Source organism: Streptomyces sp. CA-278952, from assembly GCF_028747205.1.
Taxonomy (GTDB): Bacteria; Actinomycetota; Actinomycetes; order Streptomycetales; family Streptomycetaceae; genus Streptomyces.
This window is the reverse complement of record NZ_CP112880.1, coordinates 8,090,111-8,116,355: the sequence shown is the minus strand read 5'-3', so window position 1 is coordinate 8,116,355 and position 26,245 is coordinate 8,090,111. Positions and strand designations below refer to the sequence as shown.

The following is a 26,245-nucleotide window of genomic DNA, read 5'->3' as shown; positions in this document are numbered from 1 at the left end:
TATGGCGGTGTGCACAAGGACATGGGCCGGTGAGGGCACGCGTCCAGCTCAGGTGAGGTTCTTCTCCAAGGCCTTGACGTACGCGTCGATGAAGTGGTCGCGCACCCCGTCGCTGGCGGGTGCCAGGGCGTCGGCGGTCATCCCCTTGGCGCGGTCGGTGAGTGAGCCGAGCAGGGGCATCTTCTCGTGGACCTTGCCGCGCGAGTCGATGTAGCGCAGCGTGTCGACGTGGGTGAACACGGGCTCCGGTGGCAGCTGGGGAACGACGTCGTTGTTGTTCACGAAGCGGTACATGCGGTTCTTGAAGCCCTTGTTGCACGCGGCGGCCAGGAGCCGGTCGCAGACGCGGGGCTGCCCGTAGGTGTACACCCCGTCAGGGGCCAGGCGCGGCTCCTCGAGGTACATGCGGGCGCCTGCGAGCATGGCCAGGGCGCCGCCGAGACTGTGGCCGGTGAACCACACGCTCTGCTCATTGTCCCGGAACTCCGCGAGGCCCGCCTGGACCTCGGGGTAGATCGATTCCAGCGCTTCACCGAAGCCGTAGTGGACGTAGCCGGTCTTGGCAGGCCCCGGGACGGGCGGTGTCGTGGCGTCGGAGAGCCAGTCTTTGATCCGGGCCGGCTCCGTACCCCGGAACGCGATGATGATCATGCGGTCGCTGGCCGCCGTGAACGCCTGCGTGTCCTGCAAGGGGAAAGGCGGGCTGAACCGGGTCCGGTGGTGCCGCACCCGGTCGAAGCCCCACGCGCGCACCTGCTGCTCGATCGTCGCTTCTTTCTTGTAGGCCAGATCAGAGGCTCTTACCAGCCAGTACGCGTGGGCGGGGCTGTAACCAACGGTCTGGTGATCGATCGTCGACGGCACGGACACGCTCTCGTCTCCTTCTGCATGGCTGCGGCACCGCCCCGCACGTGCTCCGCCGGGCGTCCGATCCTTGGTGTGACCCTCAGCGGGCCACAAGAGGCGCGGCCTACTTGACCAGCACGGGAGCTCTGCATTCGACCAGAAACGGTTTCCCCGGCACGTCGCGCGCCACCTCCTGCCTGTCATCGCTGTCTGCTCAGGCGCCCCGTCCGCGCCAGGCCGGCGTTTGCCGTGCGCACCTCCGAGGCTGGCCATGGCAGTGGATGTGGCAGCGAGGATTGATCAAGGTCTCGGTCCGTCGCCGGTAGCCGCACGATTCACACAGCCCACCGCTCTGCTGCCCCGCAGTCCCCGCGCGCCAGCGCTTGCCGGACCGCCTCCGCGGCAGCCGCGGCTGCGTGCTCCCGCCGCGACACCGCTGCGGCATCCCTGCCGGGGCCGGCAGGCGCCACCAGGAGCACGAGCACGACCAGGACGTCGCCCGATCTGCGTGGCATCGCTCGTGCAGTGTCCGGTGGCGACACGATGACTCTTCTCCGAGTGGCCCCGTGCGCCCGGTCGCGGACCACTGAGGCGCAAGGCATTTTCCACTCTGCTCTTTCCGCATGGTCCGGCCGGGCGGGGTAGGCGGGGGTCATGAGTCCCGCGAATCGAGACCCGACCGATCCCCACTCCGCCGACGCCTCCGATGACGGCCCTGGAGGGCAGACTTGTCGGCCGCGGTCGGCGGCCCACGCCCGGAGCGAAGTGGAACTCGCCCTGCACCCCTTGCTCTGCGCCCCCGACGCCCGCTTCCGCGCAGCCCACAGGTGCGGGGTGGAGAACGCCCTACTGGTCGCCTCCGAACTGATCACCGACGCCCTGACACGCAGTACACCTGGAGCCTCCTGCGAACTCACCTGCACCCTCGACCGTTCGGGGGTGACGATCAGCGTCACTGGGTCCTACGACACGTCAACCCGGCCGTACCAGCCGTCATCGCCGCCGGGACCGCCCCCCGGAGGCAGACAAGTGGACGGACTGAGGCAACGCATCGTGCATGCGATCACCGACCGCGTACAGACCTTCTGGCGGGCAGACGGAGAAAGGACCACCACCGCCACCATCGGGCTCACCGGACCCTGAGCTCGAGTTTTAACCTCGGATCGGACCGGCTGGGGTCCGTCCGCAGGGAAGGAGCCCGGTGACGGCGGTGCTTGGCCTCAGCCAGACTTGAGCTACGAGAGTGTCCTCATGACACTCCCAGCACAACGACATGCGCCGGTTCGGAACTGGATCAAAAGCACGGCGTACTCCTTGACGACCGTTGACCCCCTGGCGCCGTTGGAGGACCTGCGGCCTCTCTTGGGCATGCTCGGGGAAGACACGGCTGTGGTGGGATACGGCGCCGGGACGCGGAGCGCATGAACTCTTCGCCATGCGGGTGCGCATTGCCCGGCTCCTGGTCGACGAGGCCGTATTCCGGGCTGTCGCCCTCGACCAGGACTGGACGCTCTGCGTGCTGCTCGACACCTACCCCCGCACCGGCACCGGGGACCCGGTCTCGCTGCTGGAGGCCACGGAGCCATTCGCCCGCACCGAAGAGGTACTCGCCCTCCTCCGGGGCTACTACGAAAGGGCGTTCGCCGAGAACGCCGCTTGGTGGTACCGGAACACCGGTCACAAGGTGCTGTTCTGGTCCCCCTCGACTGGCCACGTACAGCGACGCCCGGCCCCATCGGGTGCCCCGGCCCGCCCCGCCCCTGGTGGAGTCGGTCCTGGACTCCATGGGCGGCGACTATCTCCTGGACCTTCGCGCGGATCCCCCGCGCCCGGTCGCCGACTGGCTCACCGGGGCTGCCAGGGGTGCCCCAGCGCGGTGCCGCAGCAGGACGATGGGCCCATACGCATTTCCCGCCGCACGGGGGCGGCGCTGGAGCGTTCCTCGAAGGTCGCGGTGGCGAAGTTCGCGTGGCACGGACATGAGCGCCTGGGCCTGCTGCGGGTCTGGGAAGGGGCGATCGTGCGCCTGGACCGGAGCGGGCTGCCGGTACAAGCTCCACGGCCGCCTCCGGCTGGGCCAGCGGCTGCGGTGTCGGCGCGTCCAGTTCATGCGGCGGCGGATGTGGCGGCGGGACATGAGCCGGTTCATATAGATCAGCGGGTGCGGCGGATTCTCAGACGGCGAGGGTCTGGTGGAGGGCGTCGAGGCCGCTGGTGTAGATGCCGGTGAAGAGGTCGACGACTTCTTGCTCGGTGGCGTCCTGGGGGTTGAAGCGGCCGGACCACTGCACCTCGGCGATGTCGTTGCGGCCGGGGACCGTGTGGACGCGGAGGGTGGAGACGTAGCCGTCGACGGGGAACGGCGCTTCGAGGATGGCGTAGCTGTAGTGGCGTTCCGCCTCGTTGAAGTCGACCAGGCGCTCGATGATGACGTCGCCGTCGGGGTTGGCGAGGCGGCGGACACGACCGCCTTCGAGGGCTGTGCTCTCGGGGATGTACGGGAGCCAGTCCGGGAGGGCGTCGAAGCCGCCGATGAGGTTCCAGACCTCCTGGGGGGAAGCGGGGACGATGCGGGAGACGGACGTGGAAGCCATGGTGGTGCTCCTGTTGCTGTGGGGGAAGGGGGGTGCCCCTATGTGTTTGGTCAAGGTCCAAGGCCAGTAGGTTCGTGCGGTCAAGGGCGGGCCGAGCCGTAGGGGTGTGCATGGGTGGTAGTCAGGTGACGGTCAAGCTCACGAGTGACGAGGCACTGGTGCTGTTGCACTGGCTGGAGAAGCTCCAGATGACGGACCTCAGCCGCGTTGTCGACGATCCGGCGGTCTGGGCGCCGATCCATCGGATTGCCGGAACGCTCGACAAGGCGCTTCCTGATCTGTTCGCGCCTGATTATGACCAGCGGCTTGAGGCGGCTCGGCAGCGGCTTCGGCCGGAGGACTGATCGAGCAGTCTGGACTCCTCACCTGGCCGCAGCGGGTTGGGGCTCGTAGAAGGTTCCGTCGCGGAGCATCGCGAACAGGACGTCGGCCCGGCGTCTGGCGAGGCAGAGCAGGGCCTGGGTGTGGTGCTTCCCTTGGGCGATCTTCTTGTCGTAGTAGGCCCGCGATGCAGGGTCGGCCAAGGCGGCGAACGCGGAGAGGAAGAAGGCCCGTTTGAGCTGCTTGTTTCCTCTCCGGGAAGGCTGTTCGCCGCGAATCGAGGAGCCCGAGCTCCGGGTTGCCGGGGCGAGACCTGCGTAGGCGGCGAGGTGGCCGGCGGTCGGGAAGGTGCTGCCGTCGCCGACCTCGATCAGGATCCGGGCTCCGGTCCTGACGCCGACTCCCGGCATCGAGGCCAGGACCTTGGAAAGAGGGTGGGCATCCAGGAGTTCCTCGATCCGCCCGGCCAGCAGTTTCCGCTGGTCAAGGACAGCGGCCAGGGATCCGGCCAGGCTCGGGACGATCAACGCGGCCGCCTCGGTGCCAGGGACCGTCACGGTCTGCTCGTCCAGGGCGGCGAAGATCTCCTCGACCAGGCGCTCGGCCATCCGCGGGGCCTTCGGCCGCAGCAGCGTGACCAGTCGCCGACGTCCGGCCTTGCGTATCTGGTCCGGGGAGCCGAACCGTTCCAGCAGCGTGAGGATGGCCGGGTGCTGCAATCGCGGCCCCAGCACCCGCTCCAACGAAGGGTGGATCTGGGTCAGCAGGCCGTGCAGCCGGTTCGCAACCCTGGTCGCTTCCCCTGCGAGATCGTCGTCGAAGCCCACGATCATCTCCAGATCGGCGATCGTCTCGTCCTCGCCGTCGATCGCCCGCAGCGTGTGCGGCATAGCGCGAGCCGCGTCCGCGATGATGAACGCGTCCTTCGCGTCCGTCTTCGCCTCACCTGGGTAGAGGTCGGCAATCCGCCGCATTGTCAGCCCGGGCAGGTAGGCGACCGGGCAGCCCATGTCCCGTGCGACCGCCAGCGGCAGGGCGCCGATCGAGGCCGGCTGATCGACCACGACCAGTACCGTCCCGTGCTTGGCCTGCAGCTTCGCGAAGAGCTCGCGGAGCTTGGGTTCGGTGTTGGGCAGGCGCTTGTCGAACGCTTTCTTGCCGGCCGGAGTGACGGCGGTGGCGTGGTGTTCGCCCTTACCGACGTCCAGGCCGAGGAAGACGTCGATGTCGCCGGTGTCGATCACGCGCAGGCCCCTCCATCACACTTTCGTCCGGCCTTGCCTCGGCACCGAGCTGCCACATCCACGTTACGGAGAGCTCTTCCGGCTCGGGTGAAGCCGGTGCTCAAGCCCCTCATCAGCGGTCCGTCGATGCCTCCGGACCCGGTGACACCACCCCCCGGATCATGAACAACAAGGGGGGGAAGTCATGCCGGACCCGAAGGCCGGAGGCCCCGTTGCGGAGCCACGAAAAAGGTAACGGGGGGGGTCAGGCGTCGTTCGGGAGCGGGGCGGCCGGGCTGACCAGGCCGGCGGCGCGCAGACCGGTCCAGAACGCGGCGGGGATCGTCTCGGTCAGCGCCGCGGTGTCCTCGGCGATGCGGCTGGGACGGGTGGCGCCGGGAATGACGGCTGCGGATGCCGGGTGGGCGAGGGCGAACTGCAGGGCGGCGGCTTTGATGCTGACGCCGTGCTCGGCAGCCAGCGCCTTGAGCTTGTCGACGCGCTCGATGATCTCGGCGGGGGCCTGCTGGTACTCGAAGTGGGTGCCGCCGGCGAGGATTCCAGAGCTGTACGGACCGCCGACGACCATGTCGACGCCCTGCTCCTGTGCCATGGGCAGCAGGCGCTGGAGGGCGTGCTCGTGGTCGAGGAGGGTGTAGCGGCCGGCGAGGAGGAAGCCGTCGGGCTGCGGCTCGTCGAGGGCGAGGGCCAACTCGATGGGCTCGGTCTTGTTGACACCCAGGCCCCAGGCCCTGATCACGCCCTCGTCGCGCAGCCGGGACAGGACGCGGAAGGCGCCGGTGCGGGCCTCCTCGAACTTGCCGATCCACGCGTCGCCGTGGAAGTCCTGGGCGATGTCGTGGACCCAGACGATGTCCAGCCGGTCGGTGCCCAGGCGCTTGAGACTGTCCTCGATGGAGCGCTCGGTGGCCTCGGCGGTCCACTCGTGGACGACCTTGTTGGGGTTGCCGTGCTCGAACAGGCCTCCCTTCTCGCCGAAGTCGGGGACGTCCGTCTCGTGCTCGTCGAGAATGACCCGCCCGACCTTGCTGGACAGGACGTACGAGTCGCGCGGCTTGGCCGCCAGGACCTCCCCGAGCCGCTCCTCGGCAAGACCGGCGCCGTAGAAGGGAGCGGTGTCGTAGAAGCGGACGCCGTGGCCCCAGGCGGCCTCGACGGTGGTGCGGGCCTCGTCGTCGGGAATCGCGCGGAACATGTTGCCGAGCGGGGCGGTGCCGAAGCCGAGGCGGCCGGGAAGGAGGTTCTTGAGAGACATGAGAGGGGCCTTTGCGAGTGGTGTGGGGGGCCGGAGTGGCCCGTGTGAGCGCCGCATCTGGATGCAGCGCGCTTTACACATGAGAATATTACTTGCAGGCGCGCACTATTGCAAAGGCCTTATGCATGCGCTCGCCTGTTATCGCTCGTGTTCGTCGGCGCCCACCCGTCAGGCCGTGCGAAGCCGGGCGTATCTGCGTACGTCCAGAGCCGGTCGTGCACCCTCCCAGCCCACGGTGGGGTGGCCACGCCCCCGGACCGGTCCGGTCTCCGCCGCACCAGGAGAGAACGATCACCATGGCCGGCAAGCCGTCCGTGCTGTACGTCTGCGTCTACAACGCCGGCCGCTCCCAGATGGCCGCCGCCCCGCTGGCCCACCTGGCCGGGGACCTCGCTGGCCGCTGCGATCAGCTTCGGTGCGCTCCAGCGCAGTTGTGTGCCGACCGCCGGGGCGTCGGGGACGACCGGGCGGCCGGTGTCCGTGTCGAACGCCGCGCCCCGAACACGGCCGGTTAGTTCGGGCACGGTCGCGGTGCGGATGGTGGCGAAGTGGCCGAGGACGCTGCCGGCGGCGGCCGGGGCGGCGATGCCGCGTTCGGTCATCATCCGGCTGATCGCACTGCCGAGCCCGAGCGGTTCACGGCCCTCGCGCCGTACGGCGGTGGTGGAGTTGGTGCGCCGCTTCGGCTTCTTGTTGGTGGCGCCGTTCTTCTTCGCCGCATCCCTGGCCGCGAGCAGGGCCTGGCGTGCGAGGTCGACGCCGCCCGGCTCCGACTCGGTGGTCATGCGATCACCGCCCCGGCGTCGCCGTCCAGCGGGCGGGCGGGCGGCGAGCTCGGGCAGCCGGTCCGTCCACGGTACGGCCGGGGCCTGATCGGTCCGGGCAGCGGTCTGCTCGCCCCGCTGCTTCAGCCCCGTTGCGAGCAGGTACTCGGCAGCGCGCACCCGGGCGGTGTCGGCGGCCTTCGTCGCCGCCGCGATAGCGTCCGCACCGGTCGGGTTGTGTCGGAACCAGCGGCGCCCCTGCTCGGTCTTGTAGGCCCCCGGGCTTCCCCTTCGGCTGCCTCGGTCCACCCGAGCCGCCCCAGCGCGCTGCTGCGGTAGTCCGGCAGCGGCGTTTCCACGGCCTGGAGCGCGGTGGACGAGGACGGATGCCGCACCGATCGGGTTTGGGTCCGGCTCGCCTGGTTCCACCGAGTCCGGGAACTCACCCCGGGTGCGCTCGATATCGGCTTCCATCGACGCCCGGACGCCGGCGGTGACGGCGTCGACGTCGGTTCGGTCGTCCAGCACGGCGGCCCAGGTCGCGGTGACTAGTCCGGCCGCCCCCGGTAGGGTCTCGGTCCGGCGTCGGTAGCCGCACACCTCAGTGGTTCCGACGTGAGATGTGTCAGTAGGTATTGACTTCGTCCCCTGCCGGGCCATCCGCCCACGTCCGCCACGACGCCTGCGGACACCTCGCCACACCGCTCGTCACCTGCGACGTCCGCGGTGGCCCCTTTGCCGTTGCCGGCACCACCCAGATCCCCGGCCCCGGGACCCGGCTGCTCGAACCCCTGCTCACCGTGCGGCAGGCGCGACGACCACGCCGAGCACCCGGCGACGGGAGAAACCGGCCGCCCCTGGTGATCACGTCAGCCGGTGGGCCGCGTCAGTTGCCGACCAGGGCGAGTCCGGCCTCGCGTGCCTGCTCCTTGGCGATGGTGTGGCGCTGGTCCGCGAGGTCCCGCAGCTGCTCCATGGCCGGATTGGTGGCGGCCAGGGTCAGCTCGCGCTTGACCAGGGTGAGGTCGGCCTGCCACACATCACGGATGATGCGCTCAAGGTACGAGGTGGAGTGGTCCCATCCTTCGCGCGGCGTGCCGGAGCTGTAGCCGCCGCCGATGGTCGTGATCAGGGCGGTGGGCTTGCCCTTGAGCACCGGGTCGGTGGGGCCGGCTCCGGCGATCACGAGATCGACCCAGGCCTTGAAGTGCTGGGAGACCCCGAAGTTGTAGAACGGCACCGCGAGGACAACCGCGTCCGCGTCGCGCAGCTCCTCCACGAGCGTGGCAGCGAGAGCCGCCGCGTCGCGTTGAGCCGGGCTCCGGTCCGCCTCGGGGGTGAAGCCGGCCGTGGTCGCCAGGGCCCAGGCCTCGGAGGGGAGGGGGTCCGTGGCGATGTGCCGTCGCGTCACGGTGGCGCCGGGGTGTGCGGCAGTCCACTCGGCCTCGACCAGGGAGGCCAATTCGGCGCTGGCCGAAGTGGTCGGAAAGATGCTCGCGTCCAGACGGAACAGGTTCATGGGGGAACTCCTCAAGGGCAGTCGTGGAGGGCGGTCGGCGGGAAGGCCCGGGACGGGCACCTCGCCGCCGCCATAAACGGACTATACCCCGCTTAATGTGGAGGGCGGTAGGTTGGACAGGTGAACGGACCCCTCATCCCTCTGGGCCGGCCCCGCCCCGAACGCGCCGACGCCGTGCGTAACCGCGAGCTGCTCCTCGCGACCGTCCGGGAGATGCTGGCCGACGGGGGAGCCTGCAGCGTCACGATGGACGCCCTCGCCGAACGCGCCGGCCTGGGCAAGGGCACTGTCTTCCGGCGCTTCGGTACCCGCGCCGGCATCTTCCGCGCCCTGCTCGACGCCGACGACCGCGCCTTCCAGGAACAGGTGCTCCACGGCCCGCCGCCCCTGGGCCCGGGTGCGCCGGCGCTCGACCGCATGGTCGCCTACGGGCAGGCCAGAATCGCCTTCCTGCTGGACCACCACAGCGTCGCCCGCGCCGCCCTCGACCGGAACCAGCCCGTCCCCGCAGGCCCGGCGTCGATCACGCGTGTCCACCTGCGCGTCCTGCTGGGACAGGCCGAGGTCGATCTCCCACACCTGGACAGCCTGGCCGTCCAGCTGACCGGCGCCCTCGAAGGGCCGCTGCTGCTGTTCCTGGCCATGCCGGAGACCGACAGACCCGTCTCCTCGGCCGAAGGCCGCCCACTGGCCGACAGCTGGGGCGTCCTTGTCCACCGCCTGCTGAGCGCCCCGCCCGACCGCGAGAGCGTCTGACCGGAAGCGCGGTCACGGGGCCACACGGGCGAGGTGATGTTGTCGTAGGAGCGCTTCCCCGGGGCGTGGGGACCGTCCGTGCGCAGCCCGGCGGTCAGCCGGTCACCGACGGACTGGCACGCGTGACGACCGTGACCGGTGTGATCGGCGTCGACGACGACCCCTCGGCGTCTTCCCGTCTTGTCCGACCGAGATCCGTATCGGCTACGCCCGGTTCTCCACCGGCGGGCCGAAACTCGGCCTCGCAGATCGACGTGCTCACCCTGGCGGGGTGCCGGCACGTCTTCCCCGAGAGAAAGTCCGGGAAGAACGACCTGCGCCCGGAGCTGAAGGCCTGCCACGCCTTCCTCCAGGCCGGGACACCCAACACCCTTGTGGTGCCCTCGTTGGACCGGTACGGCCCCAGCCTCCAGGACCGTTGACCAGGACGCCGGCCACACCTTGACCACCATCACCCCGGTCCTGTCGTTCACCACCCGTGAGGGCAGGGGCCGTCACGGCCCACTGCACGTCGAACCTCCCGGATCCCACCGCAGCGTACGGCCGCGACGACACGGTCCCCTACGCGTCCGCCGACCCGTCCGAGTCCACGCCGGCCCCCGCGGCTGAACACCGCTCGCAGAAGTGGGACGTGACGGTCCACGTCCTGATAATCCTTCTGCTCGTGGGGACGACCGTGGTGGGAATGGCGATGCTCCGAGGCCCACGAGGGGTTCCCCAGCGGGCTGGCTCTCGCCGAGAAGCGGTGACAGTTGAGATCTTCCGTACGTACTCCCGGCCCCGCCACTTGCCGATCCTGGCCCGGACGCTGGGCTCCCAGCCCTCCAGGTGGGGGCCGTAACGAAAGGGCCGGTGGCTGCCGGGAGCTCGGCCGTCGTCAGGCTGCCCCATCCTGGTGCCGGGAGCGGCCTCCGGTCGTGTCCACCCCTGTGAGGTGTTCGGAGAGCCAGGTGTGGACGGCGATGGCGGTCGTGCTGGAATGATCCTCCAGAACGGTGAAGTGGTCACCGGCCACGGTGATCTCGGAGTGCGGCAGGCTCCACGCCTCGGCGGCCTCGATGCCCGGCAGGCGCTCTCCGGCCCGGACGAAGAGGGTGGGAGCCGCCAGTTCCGCCGGCTTCCAGCGGGCGTAGAGCTCCAGGTAGCCGGCCATCGCGGTGAGCCGGTCGGTCTCGGCCGAGGCGAACTGCGCGGAATTGTCCAGCATGCCCGCGGTCATCGCCGAGAGCGCGGGCCCGTCACCGCGGTTGCCGCCGAGGCCGCTGTCCTCGCACGGATAGGTGTCGATCAGTACGACGGCGGACGGCATCAGGCCCGTGCGCTCCAGTTCCTCGGCGACCGCGTGTGTCACCCATCCGCCTGCCGAGCGCCCCAGCAGGACGAACGGCTCGCCGCCCGCACACGCGCGCACGCCGGCGGCCTGTACCGCCACGAAGGCGTCCCGCGTGGCCGGCAGCGGTTCCTGTGGCAGGAACCCTGGGTTGGGCAGGACCGAAACCGGACGCCGGCCCTGGAGAGCCGCCCCGAAACGGGCGTATTCGTGCGGCCCTGACAGTGCGCTGAGGGCGGGGAAGCAGATCAGGCGGGGCCCGGGGCCCCCTGTCGCAAGAGTGACGGCCGAAGGTGGCGAGCCGAGGGCCTCGGGGCCCTCGAACACCTCACGGAAACGTGACGCGATCGTCAGGAGGACCATCCCGTCCCACGCCTTGCCACGGGCGCACGCCGTACGGAAGAGCGCGGACAAGGAGTCGGCGTCCGCGCCCTTCGTGGCCGAGGCCCTTTCCACGGCACCGCCCTGCCGCCGGGAGGAGGCCCCGCCCGGGGCGGTTCCGGCCGCACTGAGATCGGTGGTGCCGGGAGCGGCCAGAGGTCCGAGCGCTTCAGGGGCGTCCTGGGACCAGCGTTCCGCCAGGTGGGCGGCGACCCCACGCGGCGTCGGGTAGTCGAACAGGAGCGTGGCCGGCAAGGCGAGTCCCGTGAGCCCCTCGAGCCGGTTGCGCAACTCGACCGCGGCCAGTGAGTCGAGGCCCAGTTCCGCCAGCGCGCGGTCCGCTTCGACCGCGGAATCCTCCGAGCCGTGGCCGAGTGCCAGGGCGGCCTCCGCTCGGACCTGCGCGAGGAGCAGAGCACCGCGTTCGTCCGGAGGCGTGGCGGCCAGCCGACGGCGAAGGGAGTCCTCGCCGTCGGTGCCGGGCCCGGTGAGCGATGCAGAGGCGCTCCGTACGGGTCCCCGGCCCGGTACCCGGGAGAGCGGCGCCCCAGGTGCCCCGGATGCCCCGGTTGCCGCCGGGTCGAGACGAGCTGCCACCAGGACGGAGTCCCGTCCTTCGACTGCGGTGTCGAAGAGCGAGAGGCCTTCCTCGGTCCGCAGCGGGACGAAACCGGAACGGGCCATCCGGCGCAGGTCCGCGTGCCGGAGCGCGGCCGTCATCCCACCGCTCTGCTGCCACGGCCCCCAGGCGAGAGAAGTGCCGGGCAACCCGAGCGCCCTGCGGTGCCGTGCCAGCGCGTCCAGGAACGAGTTCGCCGCCGCGTAGTTGCCCTGGCCGCCGGAGCCGAACACCCCGGCCACCGAGGAGAACAGGGCGAACACCGCCAGGTCGCTGCCCCGGGTCAGCTCGTGCAGGGCCAGGGCCGCGTCCACCTTCGGCCGCAGTACGCGGTCCAGCCGCTCCTGGGTGAGTGCCGGGATCACACCGTCGTCCAGGACACCCGCGGTGTGCACCACGCCGGTCAGTGGGTGCGCCTCCGGCACGCCCGCGAGCAGAGCGGCGAGCGCCGTACGGTCGGCGACGTCACAGGCCGCCACCGTGACCTCCGCGCCCAGTCCTGTGAGTTCCGCGCACAGCTCGGCGGTACCGGGCGCATCGGCTCCGCGCCGCCCCACGAGCAGCAGGTGGCGCACCCCGTGCGCGACCACGAGGTGGCGGGCGAACTCCCTGCCCAGCGAACCGGATCCCCCGGTGACCAGGACGGTGCCGTCCGGGCGCAGCCGACGCGACGCCCCATCGGCCGTCTCCGTTGCCGCTCGGGGCGCGCGGACCAGTCTCGGTACGTACGCGACACCGTTGCGCACGGCCGTCTGCGGTTCGGGGCTCGTCAGGAGCCGTACCAAGGCCCCCACGGAGGCGGGGTGGTCATCGACGTCGACCAGCGAGAAGCGGCCCGGGTTCTCGGTCTGCGCCGAGCGGAGAAGACCCCACACAGGTGCGTGGACGAGCGCGGCGTCGTCGTCGCGGATGCTTCCGTCCCGCTCGGCTCCGGTGGCGACGACGCCCGAAGTGAGGACGACCAGACGTGAGCCGGCGAGCCGTTCCTCGGCGAGCCAGTCCTGTACGAGCCGCAGCGCCCAGCCGGCCGTACGGTGTGCGGCCGACGCGCGGTCCGTTCGGTCGGCCCCGGTGAGCGGAGGGCAGGCGATCACGACGGTTGGTGCGTCGGCGGCCGCCGAGGCCGGGTCCGGGTAGAGCGTGGGCCGGATGCCCGCCCGCAGGAGTGTGTCGTCCAGCCGCGGTCCGGGCTCGCCCAGGAGCCCGTACAGAGGCGGCTTCCCCGACATCGGGACGGAGGAATCCGGCAGACGCGTCCAGTCCAGGAGGAACAGACAGTCGCTGTACGCGCGTACGCCGCTCAACTGCTCGCGGGAGAGCGGCCGCAGGACGAGCGAGTCCACCGTGGCGACGGGGGCTCCGGTCCCGTCGGCCAGCTCCAGCCGGGCTCTGTTTCCCTCCGCCCGGGACACCCGCACCCGCAGTGTGCGGGCGCCGGACGCGTACAGCCGCACACCGCTCCAGGCGAACGGGAGCGACGACAGTGCCCCGGTTCCGCTACCGGTGTCGCCGTCTTCACCGCCCGGGACGGTCCGGTCCAGCATCAAGGTGTGCAGCGCCGAATCCAGCAGGGCCGGATGCAGGGTAAAGAGGTCGGCGTTTCCGTGTTCCCCCTCCGGGAGTTCGATCTCGGCGAGGAGGTCGTCGCCGAGGCGCCAGGCAGCCCGCAGGCCCTGGAAGGCCGGTCCGTAACGGAGCCCGCTGTGCGCGAGTCCCTCGTAGAGGCCGATACCCGCCTCGGTGCCGAGCGGCAGCGGGACAGCGCCCGCCGGCGGCCAGGGGGACGGCGCTTCCGCGGAGGTCCGCGGTTGCGGAAGGCCGGAGTCCGCAGGGGCCAGAACTCCGGAGGCATGGCGGTTCCAGGGGCCGTCGTCGTATCCGGGAGCGTGCGTCCTCGCGTGGAACACCACGGCCCGGCGCCCGTTCGCGTCCGCTCGCGCCACCTTCACCTGGAGTTCGACCGCCTCGTCCAAGGAGAGCGGAAGCGGCGCAGTCAGCGTCAGTTCCTCCAGTACGGAGGCGCCCACCCGGACCCCGGCGCGGATCGCCATCTCGACGAAGGCCGTCGCCGGCAGGAGCACCGTGTCCAACACCGTGTGGTCGGCGAGCCAGGGCTGGTCGCGCAGGGACAGCCGACCGCTCAGCAGCAGGCCGTCATCGTCCGCCGTCGACGTCACCGCTCGCAGGAACGGGTGGGACGCGGCGTCCGGATCCGCCGCGGACCCCGGCAGGTCGGCGTCCAGCCAGTACCGCTCACGCTGGAACGCGTAGGTGGGCAGCGCCGCACGCCGTGCGCCACGCCCGGCGAGGACCGCCTGCCAGTCCACGTGCACACCGTGCGCGTGGAGCGCGGCCACCGTGGCGAGCAGCGCCCCGGCCTCAGGACGCGGGCCACGAAGCGTCGGGACGGCCAAGGGCGCGGAGCTGTCCGCACGGCCGCCCGAGGTGGCCGTCACCGTGGCCGTCGGGCCGGGGCCGGGGAAGGCGTCACGTGCCAGGCCCACGAGCACACTGTCCGGGCCGAGCTCCACGAAGTGCGTGGCCCCTCGCTCACGCAGGTACCGCACCGTGTCGGCGAAACGGACCGGCCGGCGAACATGGTCCACCCAGTACCGGGGTGAGCAGATCTCCTCGGTGGTCGCGGGCCGGTCCGCCACCGCGGTGACGAGGGGGAGTTCCGGTGGGGAGTAGACGATCCCCCGCGCGACCAGGCCGAAGGCCTCGAGCATGGGTTCCATGTGCGCGGAGTGGAACGCATGGCTCACCCGCAGAAGGGTGGCCCCCCGTCCCTGTTCGCGCCAGTGCGCGATGACCTCCAGCACCGCGGGCTCGTCCCCGGAGACGACAACGGAGCGACCGTTCACGGCTGCGATGTCCACCTCCCGCAATGTGTCCGCTCCGCCCGCCAGATACGCGGCGACCTCGCTCTCGTCTGCCTGTACGGAGGCCATCGCGCCGCCGGCGGGCAGTGCGTCCATCAGTCGGCCCCGCGCCGCGACCAGGGTGCAGGCGTCCGCGAGGGACAGCACACCGGCGACGTGCGCCGCCGCCAGTTCGCCGACCGAGTGCCCGGCCACCATGCCGGGACGTACACCCCAGGACTCCAGCAGCCGGAACAGCGAGACCTCCAGAGCGAAGAGTGCGGGCTGCGCGAAGCGCGTCGTGTGCAGGAGCCCGCCCGCTCGCGAGGCCCCGTCACCCTCGGTGCCCTCCCGGCCGCCTTCGGCGTTCTCGGTGGCGAACACCACGTCCCGCAGTGGCCGCGGCAGAAGCGGGTCCAGCAGTGCGCAGATCTTGTCGAAGGAACGGGCGTAGACGGGATGGGTCTCGTACAGTTCCCGGCCCATGCCCGCCCGCTGGCTGCCCTGCCCGGTGAACATGAAGACCACCGGGCCCGCCGGGCGGGGACCGCTCGTGCTCAGGCCCGGCCTGTAGCGGCCTTCCGCCACCGCGTCGAGCGAGGCGAGCAGTTCGTCGCGGTCACCGGCCACCACCACCGCGCGGTGCTCGAAATGGGCGCGGGTCGTGGCCAGCGAGAAACCGAGGTCCAGCAGGTCCGCTCCAGCCCGTTCCCCCACGTGGGCATGGAGTCGCCGGGCCTGCGCCCGCAGCCCCGAGGCGCTCTTCGCCGACACCGGGAACGGCACGGCCGACACCGGTGCCCCGGCCGCCCGGGCGACCGGGGATCCGCTGTCCGGGGACCGCCTGTCCGAGCGGCCCGAGTCATCGGGCTCCTCCACAGGCGCCTGCTCGATCACCACATGCGCGTTGGTTCCGCTGATCCCGAAGGACGACACACCCGCCCGCCGAGGCCGCCCGGTCCGGGGCCAGGGCACCGAACGGGACAACAATGACACCGCACCCGACGACCAGTCCACGCCGGGGTTCGGCTCCTCGGCGTGGAGCGTACGCGGCAGTACGCCGTGCGCGATCGCCTGGACCATCTTCATCACAGCGGCCATGCCCGCCGCCGCCTGCGTATGCCCGATGTTCGACTTGACCGAGCCCAGCCACAGGGGATGTTCCCGTGCACCGGCCTGCCCGTATGCCTCCAGGAACGCCTCCGCCTCGATGACGTCACCGAGTCGGGTGCCCGTGCCGTGTGCCTCCACCGCGTCGATCTCCGAGGGTTCCAGCCGCGCGTCGGCCAGAGCCTGGCGGATCACCCGTTGCTGCGCCGGTCCGTGCGGGGCGGTGAGGCCGTTGCTCGCACCGTCCTGGTTCACCGCGGAACCGCGCACCACGGCCAGGACTGGGTAACCCGCCCGCCGGGCCTCCGACAGCCGTGTCATCAGCAGCATTCCCGCGCCCTCGGCCCACCCGGTGCCGTCCGCCGCCGCCCCGAACGCCTTGCAGCGGCCGTCGGGGGCCAGCGCGCGTTGCCTGCTGAACTCGACGAAGGACCGAGGTGCCGACATCACCGTGACGCCGCCGGCCAGCGCCAGTGAGCACTCGCCCCTGTGCAGGGCCCGAGCCGCCAGGTGCAGGGCCACCAGCGACGACGAACACGCCGTGTCCACCGTGACCGCCGGGCCTTCCAGGCCCAGGGTGTAGGCGATACGGCCGGAGGCGACGCTGCCCGCGTTACCGATGCCCAGGTAGCCCTCCACACGTTCCGGTGTGCGGGCGATACGGCCGGCGTAGTCGCTGTACATGAGTCCGGCGTACACGCCGGTGGGCGTGGAGCGCACCGTACCGGGATCGATCCCCGCGTGTTCGAAAGCCTCCCAGGCGACTTCGAGCAGCAACCGGTGCTGCGGATCCATGGCCAGGGCCTCGCGGGGCGAGATCCCGAAGAAGGCCGGGTCGAAGCGGTCGACACCGGACAGGAAGCCCCCCTCGCGTACGTAGGTACGGCCGGCCCGTCCGGGATCCGGGTCGTAGAGCCCGTCCACGTCCCACCCCCGGTCGGTGGGGAAGGGGGTGATGGCGTCGACACCGTCCTCGACCAGCCGCCACAGGTCCTCGGGGCTCTCCACGCCGCCGGGGAAGCGGCACGCCATTCCTACGATGACCACGGGGTCCTCGTCCGTGCCGGTGCCTTCCGGACGGCTGGGCGTGGCGGTCGTCGTCCGGCCGGTGAGCCGCGCCCGAAGATGTGCGGCGAGCTCGTCCGTGGTGGGGAAGTCGAAGGGCGCGGCCTCGGACAGCGGGAGACCGGTCGCCGCCGACAGACGGTTGCACAGCACCGTCGACGTCAACGAGTCCAGCCCCAGGTCACGGAAGGCGGTGCCCCGTTCCACCTCGTCCACGGCGCAGCCGAGCACGGCGGCGACCTCGGCCCGCACCAGAGCCGTCAGGTCCACTTGCCCTGCCTCCGTCAGCGAGAGGCCCCCGGCCGGCAGAGGGCGCGCGGGCAGGCCGGCGAGCGCATACCGCCTGACCTTGCCCGAGGCGGTACGCGGGATCGCGTCCACCTCATGGAGGATTACGGGCACCTTGAACGGTGAGAGGTGTTTCCGACAGGCGGCGAGGATCTCTCTCCTGTCGAGGACACCGGCCTTCGCCGGAACCAGGTAAGCGGCCGGGACCTCACCGAGTACGTCGTCCGGGACGCCCGCCACGGCGGCGTCCCTGATTCCCGGCAGCGCCAGCAGCACCGCCTCCACCTCGGAGGGATGGACGTTCTCCCCGGCCCGGATGATCAGCTCGCTGACCCGGCCCGTGAGGGTGAGTTCACCGCCAGGGCCGATGCGGGCCAGATCACCGGTTCGGTACCACCCGTCGCGCAGGACCTCGGCGGTGTCGTCGGGACGCTGGTGGTAACCGGCCATGACACCGGGTCCGGAGACCCACAACTCGCCCTCGCCCGAAACCTCGGCGCCGCTGCCGTCGCCGATACGCGCCCGCATGCCCGGCAGCACACGGCCGCAGGAGCCGGCTACCCGGGCGGTGCCCGGTGCCGTCATGGTGACGGGCCCCGCCTCGGTGCTTCCGTAGTGATCGAGGAACGGAACCCGGCAGACTTCCTCGAAGGCCCGCTGGAAAGCGGGAGGCGCGGCCGCGCCTCCGCTGACGCAGCCACGCAGCGCGGACGCCTCCAGCCCGCGGGTCCCCACGGCGTCGAGGAGCTTGCCGTACGTCGCCGGTACCCCGGCCAGGAGCGTGAAAGGGTCGTCGGTCCGGCGTAGTTCACCCAGCACATCCGCCACGGAGAATCGCGGCAGGAGCAGGGCGGACGCTCCGGTCACGGTCACCCCGAGAACGCACAGGAGCTGCCCCATGGCGTGGTGCAGTGGGAGGGGCCAGAGCAGGCGGTCATCCGCCGACAGGCCGAGGACGGTGACGAAACCGGCCGCCACCGACGACAGCCGGTTGCGCTGAGTGGACAGCACCCCCTTGGGCAGACCGGTCGACCCGGAGGTGTAGAAGAGCCAGGCCACCTCGTCGAGCCCGAGATCATCAGGAGCCGGCGCGGGCGGCTCGGTGGCAGCCAGGGTCGCGTAACGGAACATGCCCGCTTCGTCGACCGAGTCGCCACTCGCCCTCGCCGCCGGGCATTCGCCTCGCGTCCCGGCATCCTGATCCTCGTCCTCGACGAGCACCACGCTCAGCCGGGGACGCTCCGGGAGCAACGGCAGCAACTGGCCCAGAGAGGAACGGTCGGTGAAGACGACCCGGGCCCCGCTGTCGTCCAGCAGGTGCGCCAACTCGGCGGTGGTGCTCCGCGAGTCCATCGGCACACCGACCGCGCCCGCCCTGAGGACGGCGAGGACGCTCTCGACGGCCTCCACACGACTGCCCAGGAGGATCGCCGCGCGCTCCCCGTGCCGCAGACCGAGGTTGACGAGATGCCCCGCCAGTCTGCCTGTTCGCTGTTCCAGCTGTTCGTAGGTGACACGGGACCGGTCGTCCTGGAAGGCGGTCTTGGTACCGAAAAGCCGGGCATGCTCCCGGAGCAGATCCGGCAGAGGACGGAGAGTGGCCATGTGCGCTGTCACAAGGACGAACACTTCCTTTGGACGGGAGCTGTCGATGATCACGATAGATGACCGGTCTGCCGGGGCGGCGCCCGGCGAACGCGCAGAGGGTCGGACCCCGCGTCGGGTTGCCGAGCCGTGCAGGATTGGCACCGGAGCGTCAACCGCCCGCCCCGGCCCATGGGCCGGGGCGGGCGACAGCCTTCACGACTCCCAGCACGCCTGCCCTGCCTCACCAGTCGCAGGGCCCCGCCGTTCCGGTGTACCGGGACCAGGCCGAGCTCATCGACGAGCGGGCGTACCCTGCCACCGCGCGGATGAACGTGGCCGGGGAGCTGATGACGTTCGACCTCATCGCGAACATGCACGCGGTGATCCACGGTGAAGTGACCGGACCGTGCGCCGACATCCTGACCGCCCTGGCCCTGACCTACACGAAGGACCACCCGGGGCTGCTGAAGTCCATCGGCCCGGACGAAGAATCGCCGCTGACCATCGCCGCGCTGACCGGCGAGTACGCCGCAGACCCGGCCGTGTGCCACCCCGCCTTCCAGATCTCTGTGGACTTCGGGCTCATCGGCGTCGACGCTGTCGGCGACGTCCTCCCCGAAAGCGAGACCATCGCCCTCGCCAAGCGGATGGGGCCCTGCGACTGCGGCCGGCTGACGCTGGACGACCACGACCTCACCCGCCGGGCGCTGAGCGGGGTGGCGGCCGCCAACATGACTGCCGTCCAGGGCCTGCTCCTCGCCGCGACCGACTACGCCCACCGCACCTTCAACTGCGCCGGGCTCAGCACCCTGATCCGCGAACTCACCCAACGCCCCCGCGCCACATTCGAACCTCCCGCTCTGACAGCCCTCCTGGACCACGTTCGCGCCGCGCACCGGGCCGAGAGCGGCCACGCCGGGCACAGCAGTGTCCCCGACGCCAACATCTGTCCGAGCACAGCGGCGTCCTCCATGTCCGAACTGATTCCAGGCTACTGACAGCCCATCAGGAGCACCCACCGCCCCGAAGGAAGCGACCATGCCGGCCCCTTTCCGTCTGACCTGCCGCCTCTGCCGCCGCCTCATCCCGCTCGCCCAGAACATCTACGAACTGGACGCGGAATGGCAGCGACGCATCCCCGGCATGGTCGGAACCCTCGCCTGCCACAACTGCGCCCTGCGTACGGAATGAAGCTGCACCCGCAACGACTACTACGTCGACGGGCACACCCCGCTCCACCGGACACGGGTCCAGGCCCTCGATGGAGAGCCGACCCCCGGCGCATCTCCATCCGAACGCCGGCCCGACGAGCCACACAGCTGAGTCCGGCGGGACCGGCGGCCCACCGGAAACTCTCACCGCTCGCATGAACACCAGCCGAAGGAAAAATGATTGGACTAGACCAAGCCTCGGTGTGCACACTCTCAGACCTCGCCCGACAGGGCCCGGCCCGCTCCAGGAGAGGCACCCATGCCCGTCATCGAGGTAGCAGACCTCGTCAAGGAGTTCAGCCGACCCAAACGGCAGGAGGGCGCCTTCGCGGGCATCCGCACGCTGCTGACACGCGAGCAGACCGTCAAACGTGCGGTCGACGGCGTGAACTTCAAGGTCCAGCGAGGTGAGATGGTCGGCTATCTCGGCCCCAACGGTGCGGGCAAGTCCACCACCATCAAGATGCTCACCGGTATCCTCGTACCCACTTCCGGCACCGTCACGGTCGCCGGCACCACCCCATGGCGAGACCGGTCCAGCAACGCCCGCCGGATAGGCGTGGTCTTCGGCCAGCGCAGCCAGCTCTGGTGGGACCTGCCACTGCGCGACTCCCTCTGGCTGATCAGCCGTCTCTACGACGTCCCGCAGGCCCGGTTCCGCGAGAAGCAGCGGCAGTTCAGTGAGGTGCTCGACCTCGGTCCGTTCCTCGACACCCCCGTCCGCCAGCTCTCCCTTGGTCAAAGGATGCGCGGTGACCTCGCCGCCGCGATGCTCTACGACCCGGACATCCTCTACCTGGACGAGCCGACCGTCGGGCTCGACGTCATCGCCAAGGAGCGGATACGTACCTTCGTCGGGGAGCTGAACCGCACCTCGGGTACCACGGTCGTCCTCACCACCCACGACCTCGACGACGTCGAGGAACTCTGCGACCGGATCATCCTCATCGACCACGGCAAGGTCGCCTACGACGGCGCGGTGGACGAACTCAAGGCCCGCTACGCCCCGCACCGCGAACTCGTGGTACAGACCGACCGGCTGGAGAGTGTCGAGGGCGCGGAGGTCGTCCGCCGAGAAGGCGGCAAGGTGTGGCTGCGCTTCGACCCCGTCCGCACTCCACCCGCCGAACTGGTGGCCGCGGTGCTGGCTCAGCACCGGGTGACCGATCTTTCGATCGTGGAACCCGAGCTGGAGAGCGTCATCCACCGGATCTACGCGGACCGCGGATGACCGCGCCGACGGCCCGTGCCGCCGGGAAGCAGCCACTCGGGGCGCTGCTGCAGGCCCAACTCGCCTGTGCTCGGATGGAGTTCCGCGTCGCCCTCACCTACCGCACGGCCTATCTGTCGTCCTTCGCGATGATGCTCCTCCAGATCTGGTTGCTGACGGTGGTATGGAAGGCCCTCTACGACGGCCGTGAGGAGGTGGACGGACTCGGCCTCACCACCATGACGGCGTACGCGACACTGACGACGCTCCAGTACCACCTCGTCAGCCCGTGGCGGTCCTCCCCCATCGAGCAGCGGGTGCGGGAGGGGAAAGTCGCCGTGGACCTGCTGCGGCCCATCGGCTTCCCCGGGCAGATGCTCGCCGGCCAGCTCGGGTGGGCATCAGCCGCGGTCCCGGTCCTGCTGGTGGCGCTGCCGTTCGCGCTGCTGATCGGCGCGGGCCGGGCCCCCGCCTCGGTGGCCGCGGGGTTCGCCTACCCCGTGGCGCTCATCGGTGCGCTGCTCGTGAACCAGCTGCTCGGGCTTCTGCTCGGCATGGTGGCCTTCTGGACCCTGGAGGTGAGCGGCGCCCTCATGGCCTACCGCTTCGTCGCACAGTTCTTCTCCGGGGCCCTGGTCCCGCTGTGGTTCATGCCCGGCCCCGTCAGGGCGGCCGCGGAATGGCTGCCCTTCCAGGCCACCGCGTACACCCCGGCGGCCGTCTACCTGGGCCAGGTCGAGGGTGTCGGCATCGCGGCCGCCCTCGGGGTCCAGCTCGTATGGATCGCCGGCCTCGGCACACTGGCCGCGTTCGTCTGGTCGCGCGCCCGGCGCCGCGTCCTGTCGCAGGGGGGATGAAGGACGATGCGAGGCCCACGTGTCTATCTGCTGCTGGCCGGCGCGGCGTTCCGTGCCGAGTTCCAGTACCGGGGGAACCTGTTCATCAACATCATCGGCGGCCTGTTCTACCAGGGCGTCGGACTGGCCTTCATCTGGGCGGTGCTGGACCGCTTCGGGCAGGTCGGCGGATGGGGACTGGGAGAGATCGCCTTCCTCTACGGAATAAGGCTCACCGCCCACGGTCTGTGGCTGCTCCCCGGTCACCAGCTGATCCACGTCGACGAGGTCGTCATCGAGGGCGAGTACGACCGCTATCTCGTCCGACCGGTGCCACCGCTGGTCCAGCTCCTCACCCGCAGGGTGCGGCTGAGCTCGCTCGGCGACCTGGCGGGCGGATCGGTTCTCCTGTCCATCGCCTCGGCCTCCTCGCCGGTCGACTGGTCGCCGGGAGCCGTCTGCTTCCTCCTGCTCGCGGTGGTGGGCGGCGCTCTGGTCGAAGGCTCCCTGCAACTGGCCGCCTCCGCACTCGTGTTCAGAATGAAGAGGGTCTCCCCCATCAAGTTCGCCATCGACATGATCTTCAGCGACTTCGGCAACTACCCGCTGAAGATCTTCGGTCCGGTAGCCGGCTTCGGGCTGACCTTCGTCTTCCCGCTCGCCTTCGTCGCCTATCTGCCGGCGACCGTACTGATGGGCCGGGAGGAAGAACTCGCCGTGCCGGAGTGGCTCGCCTGGGGCGCTCCGGGCATCGGCGTCGTGCTCATGTACGCCGCGTACCGCTTCTGGGAACGGCAGTCCCGCCATTACGAGAGCAGTGGGCACTGAACGGAACGCCGGGACCATCGGGGCATCAGCTGGGGTGCCGGGCGCATCGCGCAGGAAGACTGCCGCATACGCTGCTCAGCCGGCCGTGTCCACCGCCGTCCTCGCCAGCTCCCTCACGTAGGTCCGTCCGGCCTGGTCACCGGTTGGACACCGCCCGCAGGGGCCTCGGTGACCTCGAGTCGTCGACGATAGTGGTCCCGGTGTTGGCCGCGGCTCGCAGCCCGGGAAGCCGCCACGCCAGGCGCCGTTGGTGCCCTCCACGCCGAAGCGGACGTGGCGGCCCCGGCGGCCCTGGCTGACGGTGGTGAACAGGTCACCAGGGTGCCGTCCAGGGCGAGCGCGCTCGCGCCCGAGGGGTTGCCGATCCGGACGTCCCCGCCCAGTGTGAACGGGTCGAAGCCGGTGCCAAGGGACCCGCTTCACCCGGTGGTCTCGGGGCCTCCGGTCGGGTACGAGGGCGCAGCAGGGGCCAGAAGAGACCAGGGCGGCGCGAGGACGGGGCAAAGGTTTGCGGGACGGCCGGTTCCTGCTTCGTCACAGCTCGAACCGGCCCACAGGCGGCTAGGAATCGGACGGGACCGGGGCAGCGGAGGCAGGGCTGTAGAAGACCGAACGCCCCTGCTTGGAACGCTCCAGCAGCCCCTGCGCCACACCCTGCTCCAGCGTGTTGCGCACGACCGGCACCTGAACCGAACGTTCAGGATGCGCCTCGGTGAGCGCGGCTGCGATTTCTGCTGCCGACCTGGGTTCGCTCTGTCCTCCCAGGTAGGCGCTGGTCAGCTCCAGCCACGTCGGCTCTCCCGCCTTCTTGGGCGTAGCCGTCTTCTTGGAACCCTTGTGCTTTGTGGCAGTCGGCTTCCCCGCTGCTGTCTTGCTGTTGGAACGCCGGGCCGCAGGGACCACGGTTCCCTTGGGGCTCTTCCTCTGCTTTGTTGTCTGCTTGGGCGTGCCGCCGAGCACGTCTTGCATCTTCGTCAATACCTGCTCGCTGTCCTCCAGTCGGACAAGCTCGTCCTGCAGCCGTGCGAGCTCGGTGCGCACACGCTCCTGCTCGCTCCGGGTCGCCGACAGGTCGTCGGCGACCCGCTGGGCATAGTCTGCCGTGACACTCGGAGCGGGAAGGTTTCCAGACATGTAGTCCTCGGCTTTCGACGTGGGTGTAGCGACGATGGTACCCACACGAATCAAGCCAAGCCGCCAGTGTGCCTAGTGACATGGGTAGCCGTCTGCGTGACTCTCCCACCGGTCGTGGGGTGCGTATGCACCCGTCACTTGCGTTCGATCCTTCCGCTAGTGGCCGAAAGTCGGACCTGCACGCTCTGGACCGCACACATCGGACCAGGGCCGCGGCCCGGTGCCGGCACCGGCATCAACACCGGCAACCAGGATCTCCGGGTCGTTGTCCGTCCGCTGCCCGGTACCGGTCAGCCGTTCGAAGAGCGCGCGCATCTGCTGGGCCGGGACTGTCCCGACAACTTCCCGGCCATGAAGTGGGCACTGCGCAGAGAACACTCGGAAGAGATCGCACAGGGAACTGCCTTCCGGCTTCCGGCACGGGGCCGTACGAGGAGACTGCGGCCCTGGGCGGTGTCCGCCTCGTGGCTGCGCGACAACTGGACGGTCAACGTGTACGCGGAGAGCGACACCGAGAAGATTCAGGTCCGTTCCGGCTCCTCGCCGCCGCCCGACTCCTCGCCGTCGCAGCAGCATGCACTGTCGTGAGCGGTCAACAGGCTTCCCCCAGCTCTTGTGGAACCCACCGACTCCGTGATCACGGAACCTGCGCCTGCCCTCATCTGCCTGCCTCCAGCGTCTCTCTGCGCGCCCTCCAGGAGGAGGCCGGCCCGAAGCCGAAGTGGCTGCACGTTCGAGTAGCGACCGTGCCGGCCCCGGACCGTGACGCCTGCCCGGCCGGTACGCTGCCGGGGTGAGGGAGCAGATCGAGCAGGACGGGCGGCGGCCGGCGAACGACGGGCCGAAGGCAGCCGCCCGAAACCGGGCCTCTCTGGTCACGGCCGCCCGCGAGGTCTTCGCCGAGCATGGTCTGGAGGCGCCGCTCTCCGCGATCGCGCGCAGGGCCGGGGTGGGGCAGGGCGTTCTCTACCGGCACTTCCCGGACCGCAGCGCCGCGGTGGCGGCGGTCCTGGAGGAAAACGTGCGGCAGGTCGAGCAGGCCGCCTCGGACGAGGACGCCACCTTCGACGGCGTGCTCGGTGTGCTGACGTGGCATCTTGCCGAGTCGGCGGCTTTCATCGGTCTTCTGCACGCCGACCGGGCGGGCGGGCGCTCGGGCATCCGCGCGCACGCCCTCGCCCTGTCGGAGCGGGTGGAGTGTGCTCTGCGCAAGCACCTCCCCCGCGGTCATCGTCTGAGTGAGGGGGACGACCTCGTCCTCTCGGTCGCCATGGTCTCCGCCGCCGTCATCGGCTCCACTCGTGACGAGCGCGAGCACCGGGCGCTGGCCGCCTGGCGGTTGCTCGGCGTCGAGGTGGGGCCGGTGCGGGCCTTCGGCGGCTGAGCCGAGGTCCGCGTCAGCCGCCGTTGGACTGCCGAGTGCCTTCCGCCAGCGCGTCGAAGGCGTACAGGTAGCCCCCGGCGGGACCGCTGACGGTCATGTACGCCCTGGTCCCGCCAGGCGTGATGGCCACGTTGGTCGCCGACTCCAGGCCTTCGGCCCGCGCGGGAAGTTCCACCGTCGCCAGCCGCTCACCGTGCCGGTCGTACACGGCCATGGCCGCCCGGCCGTGCAGCCCCTGGTAGAGGTTGCCGTCCGCGTCCACGGCGATCGAGTCGGTCTGGGCGAGTCCGCCGTCCACGCGGATGGCGGTGTGCCGGGACGTCACCCCGCCCTTCTCGTCGAGGCGCAGATAGGAGATCCGGTTCTCGGTGAGTTCGCTGAACCACAGCCCCCGGTAGTCAGCGTCGAAGGAGACCCCGTTCGGCGCGGCCAGGTCCTCGGCCAGAACGGTGGCCCGGCCGCCCTCCCGGTCGATCCGCACCACACGCCCGTGTGCCTTGCCCTCGGACAGACCGCGCGAGTCGCTGACGTACAGGTTGCCCTCCTGGTCGAAGGCGATGTCGTCGGGGTTCATCCGCGCTCCGTCGACCTCGCCGGAGAAGAAGGTCCGCGGGTCGCCGCCGTCGGGGGCCAGGCTGACGACTTCGCCGTGCGCGAAGTCGCTGAGGTAGAGCCGTCCGTCGTAGGGGCTGAACTGTGCCGAGGTATAGGCCCCTTCGCCGTCGGTGTGGATCGCCCGGGACGTCTTCTTCGCGACGTCCACGCGGATGACTTTGGGCTTGCCCTCGGGCGCCGTGACGTCGACGACGATCAGGCCGCCGTCGTCTCCGAACACTGGACCCTCCAGCAAGGTCATCCCGGTCTCGCTGTGCACCTGGGTCAGCCGCATGACTTTCTGCGCCTGGATGGTCCTGCCCGCGGAGACCGAAGACACCTCGTCCTCGGGGCCGCCGCTCTCCGTACCGCATCCGGTGATGATCAGCGCGCCGACGGCGGCGAGCACGGAAACGGACCGGGCTGAAAGTCGCTGCATGGGGGTCACTCTTCCTGTCCAGTGGGCGGGTTCCGGCGGGGGCGGGGCGTAAGCGCCCTGCGGGAAGGG

The 26,245-nt window shown here is 70.5% G+C and carries 20 protein-coding genes and 3 pseudogenes; 14 read left to right on the top strand and 9 right to left on the bottom strand.

Annotated elements, in window-relative coordinates; genetic code table 11:
• Positions 1-48: 48 nt before the first annotated feature.
• Complete coding sequence (locus N7925_RS35590; protein ID WP_274346335.1) at positions 49-870, bottom strand: lipase family protein; 822 nt, start codon at positions 868-870, stop codon at positions 49-51.
• Between the two features lie 741 nt (positions 871-1,611).
• Here N7925_RS35590 and N7925_RS35585 point away from each other — a divergent pair.
• Positions 1,612-1,989 carry a hypothetical protein gene (locus N7925_RS35585; RefSeq protein ID WP_274346334.1) on the top strand — a complete coding sequence of 126 codons (378 nt, stop codon included), beginning with the start codon at positions 1,612-1,614 and terminating at the stop codon, positions 1,987-1,989.
• Between the two features lie 784 nt (positions 1,990-2,773).
• A pseudogene (locus tag N7925_RS35580) lies at positions 2,774-2,869 on the top strand (Ku protein); the annotation flags it as partial.
• A 151-nt stretch (positions 2,870-3,020) separates the two neighbouring features.
• Here the strand turns inward: N7925_RS35580 and N7925_RS35575 are convergent.
• Positions 3,021-3,440 (bottom strand): SRPBCC family protein, encoded by a 420-nt coding sequence (locus tag N7925_RS35575; RefSeq protein WP_274346333.1) that lies wholly within the window; start codon positions 3,438-3,440, stop codon positions 3,021-3,023.
• A 110-nt stretch (positions 3,441-3,550) separates the two neighbouring features.
• Between N7925_RS35575 and N7925_RS35570 the strand changes: the two genes are divergently transcribed.
• Entirely contained in the window at positions 3,551-3,784 is a 234-nt protein-coding gene (locus tag N7925_RS35570) for a hypothetical protein (RefSeq protein ID WP_274346332.1), read from the top strand.
• An 18-nt stretch (positions 3,785-3,802) separates the two neighbouring features.
• Here N7925_RS35570 and N7925_RS35565 read toward each other — a convergent pair whose 3' ends face one another.
• Together N7925_RS35565 and N7925_RS35560 are read right to left on the bottom strand one after the other, a co-directional pair.
• Entirely contained in the window at positions 3,803-5,005 is a 1,203-nt protein-coding gene (locus tag N7925_RS35565) for an IS110 family transposase (RefSeq protein WP_443032336.1), read from the bottom strand.
• Between the two features lie 244 nt (positions 5,006-5,249).
• Positions 5,250-6,260: an aldo/keto reductase gene (locus N7925_RS35560; RefSeq protein WP_274346331.1), complete on the bottom strand. Its 1,011-nt coding sequence runs from the start codon at positions 6,258-6,260 to the stop codon at positions 5,250-5,252.
• Positions 6,261-6,556: 296 nt separating this feature from the next.
• Here N7925_RS35560 and N7925_RS35555 point away from each other — a divergent pair.
• Both N7925_RS35555 and N7925_RS35550 read left to right on the top strand, forming a co-directional pair.
• Positions 6,557-6,649 (top strand): annotated as a pseudogene (locus N7925_RS35555) (phosphotyrosine protein phosphatase); the annotation flags it as partial.
• Positions 6,650-6,797: 148 nt separating this feature from the next.
• Entirely contained in the window at positions 6,798-7,133 is a 336-nt protein-coding gene (locus N7925_RS35550) for a hypothetical protein (protein ID WP_274346330.1), read from the top strand.
• Positions 7,134-7,910: 777 nt separating this feature from the next.
• Here the strand turns inward: N7925_RS35550 and N7925_RS35545 are convergent.
• Positions 7,911-8,543 (bottom strand): FMN-dependent NADH-azoreductase, encoded by a 633-nt coding sequence (locus tag N7925_RS35545; RefSeq protein ID WP_274346329.1) that lies wholly within the window; start codon positions 8,541-8,543, stop codon positions 7,911-7,913.
• Positions 8,544-8,663: 120 nt separating this feature from the next.
• On the opposite strand from N7925_RS35545, the gene N7925_RS35540 reads away from it, so the two are divergent.
• The gene (locus N7925_RS35540) at positions 8,664-9,299 is read left to right on the top strand and encodes a TetR/AcrR family transcriptional regulator (RefSeq protein ID WP_274346328.1); all 636 of its coding nucleotides are present in this window, start codon (positions 8,664-8,666) and stop codon (positions 9,297-9,299) included.
• Between the two features lie 65 nt (positions 9,300-9,364).
• Complete coding sequence (locus N7925_RS35535) at positions 9,365-9,721, top strand: recombinase family protein (RefSeq protein WP_274346327.1); 357 nt, start codon at positions 9,365-9,367, stop codon at positions 9,719-9,721.
• Between the two features lie 455 nt (positions 9,722-10,176).
• Here the strand turns inward: N7925_RS35535 and N7925_RS35530 are convergent, their stop codons facing one another.
• On the bottom strand, positions 10,177-18,558 hold the full coding sequence (locus N7925_RS35530; protein WP_274346326.1) for a type I polyketide synthase: 8,382 nt from the start codon (positions 18,556-18,558) through the stop codon (positions 10,177-10,179).
• A gap of 251 nt (positions 18,559-18,809) precedes the next feature.
• On the opposite strand from N7925_RS35530, the gene N7925_RS35525 reads away from it, so the two are divergent.
• The 5 genes from N7925_RS35525 to N7925_RS35505 all read left to right on the top strand — a co-directional run bounded on the left by N7925_RS35525 (position 18,810) and on the right by N7925_RS35505 (position 22,625).
• Positions 18,810-19,538, top strand: coding sequence for a hypothetical protein (locus tag N7925_RS35525; RefSeq protein WP_265603626.1), 729 nt, complete (start codon positions 18,810-18,812; stop codon positions 19,536-19,538).
• A 40-nt stretch (positions 19,539-19,578) separates the two neighbouring features.
• The gene (locus N7925_RS35520) at positions 19,579-19,731 is read left to right on the top strand and encodes a hypothetical protein (protein ID WP_265603625.1); all 153 of its coding nucleotides are present in this window, start codon (positions 19,579-19,581) and stop codon (positions 19,729-19,731) included.
• A gap of 279 nt (positions 19,732-20,010) precedes the next feature.
• Complete coding sequence (locus tag N7925_RS35515) at positions 20,011-20,982, top strand: ABC transporter ATP-binding protein (RefSeq protein ID WP_265603624.1); 972 nt, start codon at positions 20,011-20,013, stop codon at positions 20,980-20,982.
• Complete coding sequence (locus tag N7925_RS35510) at positions 20,979-21,818, top strand: ABC transporter permease (protein WP_274346325.1); 840 nt, start codon at positions 20,979-20,981, stop codon at positions 21,816-21,818. The genes N7925_RS35515 and N7925_RS35510 overlap by 4 nt, the downstream gene beginning before the upstream one ends.
• Before the next feature lie 6 nt (positions 21,819-21,824).
• Positions 21,825-22,625 (top strand): ABC transporter permease, encoded by an 801-nt coding sequence (locus N7925_RS35505; protein ID WP_274346324.1) that lies wholly within the window; start codon positions 21,825-21,827, stop codon positions 22,623-22,625.
• 116 nt (positions 22,626-22,741) lie between these two features.
• On the opposite strand, the pseudogene N7925_RS35500 reads toward N7925_RS35505, so the two are convergent.
• Both N7925_RS35500 and N7925_RS35495 read right to left on the bottom strand, forming a co-directional pair.
• A pseudogene (locus N7925_RS35500) lies at positions 22,742-23,035 on the bottom strand (pyroglutamyl peptidase); the annotation flags it as partial.
• Between the two features lie 151 nt (positions 23,036-23,186).
• Positions 23,187-23,759, bottom strand: coding sequence for a hypothetical protein (locus tag N7925_RS35495; RefSeq protein WP_322784852.1), 573 nt, complete (start codon positions 23,757-23,759; stop codon positions 23,187-23,189).
• Positions 23,760-23,918: 159 nt separating this feature from the next.
• Between N7925_RS35495 and N7925_RS35490 the strand changes: the two genes are divergently transcribed.
• Together N7925_RS35490 and N7925_RS35485 are read left to right on the top strand one after the other, a co-directional pair.
• Entirely contained in the window at positions 23,919-24,347 is a 429-nt protein-coding gene (locus tag N7925_RS35490; RefSeq protein ID WP_265603620.1) for a hypothetical protein, read from the top strand.
• Positions 24,348-24,552: 205 nt separating this feature from the next.
• Positions 24,553-25,143 carry a TetR/AcrR family transcriptional regulator gene (locus tag N7925_RS35485; RefSeq protein WP_265603619.1) on the top strand — a complete coding sequence of 197 codons (591 nt, stop codon included), beginning with the start codon at positions 24,553-24,555 and terminating at the stop codon, positions 25,141-25,143.
• Positions 25,144-25,156: 13 nt separating this feature from the next.
• On the opposite strand, the gene N7925_RS35480 is transcribed toward N7925_RS35485, so the two are convergent.
• On the bottom strand, positions 25,157-26,176 hold the full coding sequence (locus tag N7925_RS35480) for an SMP-30/gluconolactonase/LRE family protein (RefSeq protein ID WP_274346322.1): 1,020 nt from the start codon (positions 26,174-26,176) through the stop codon (positions 25,157-25,159).
• Between the last annotated feature and the right edge of the window lie 69 nt (positions 26,177-26,245).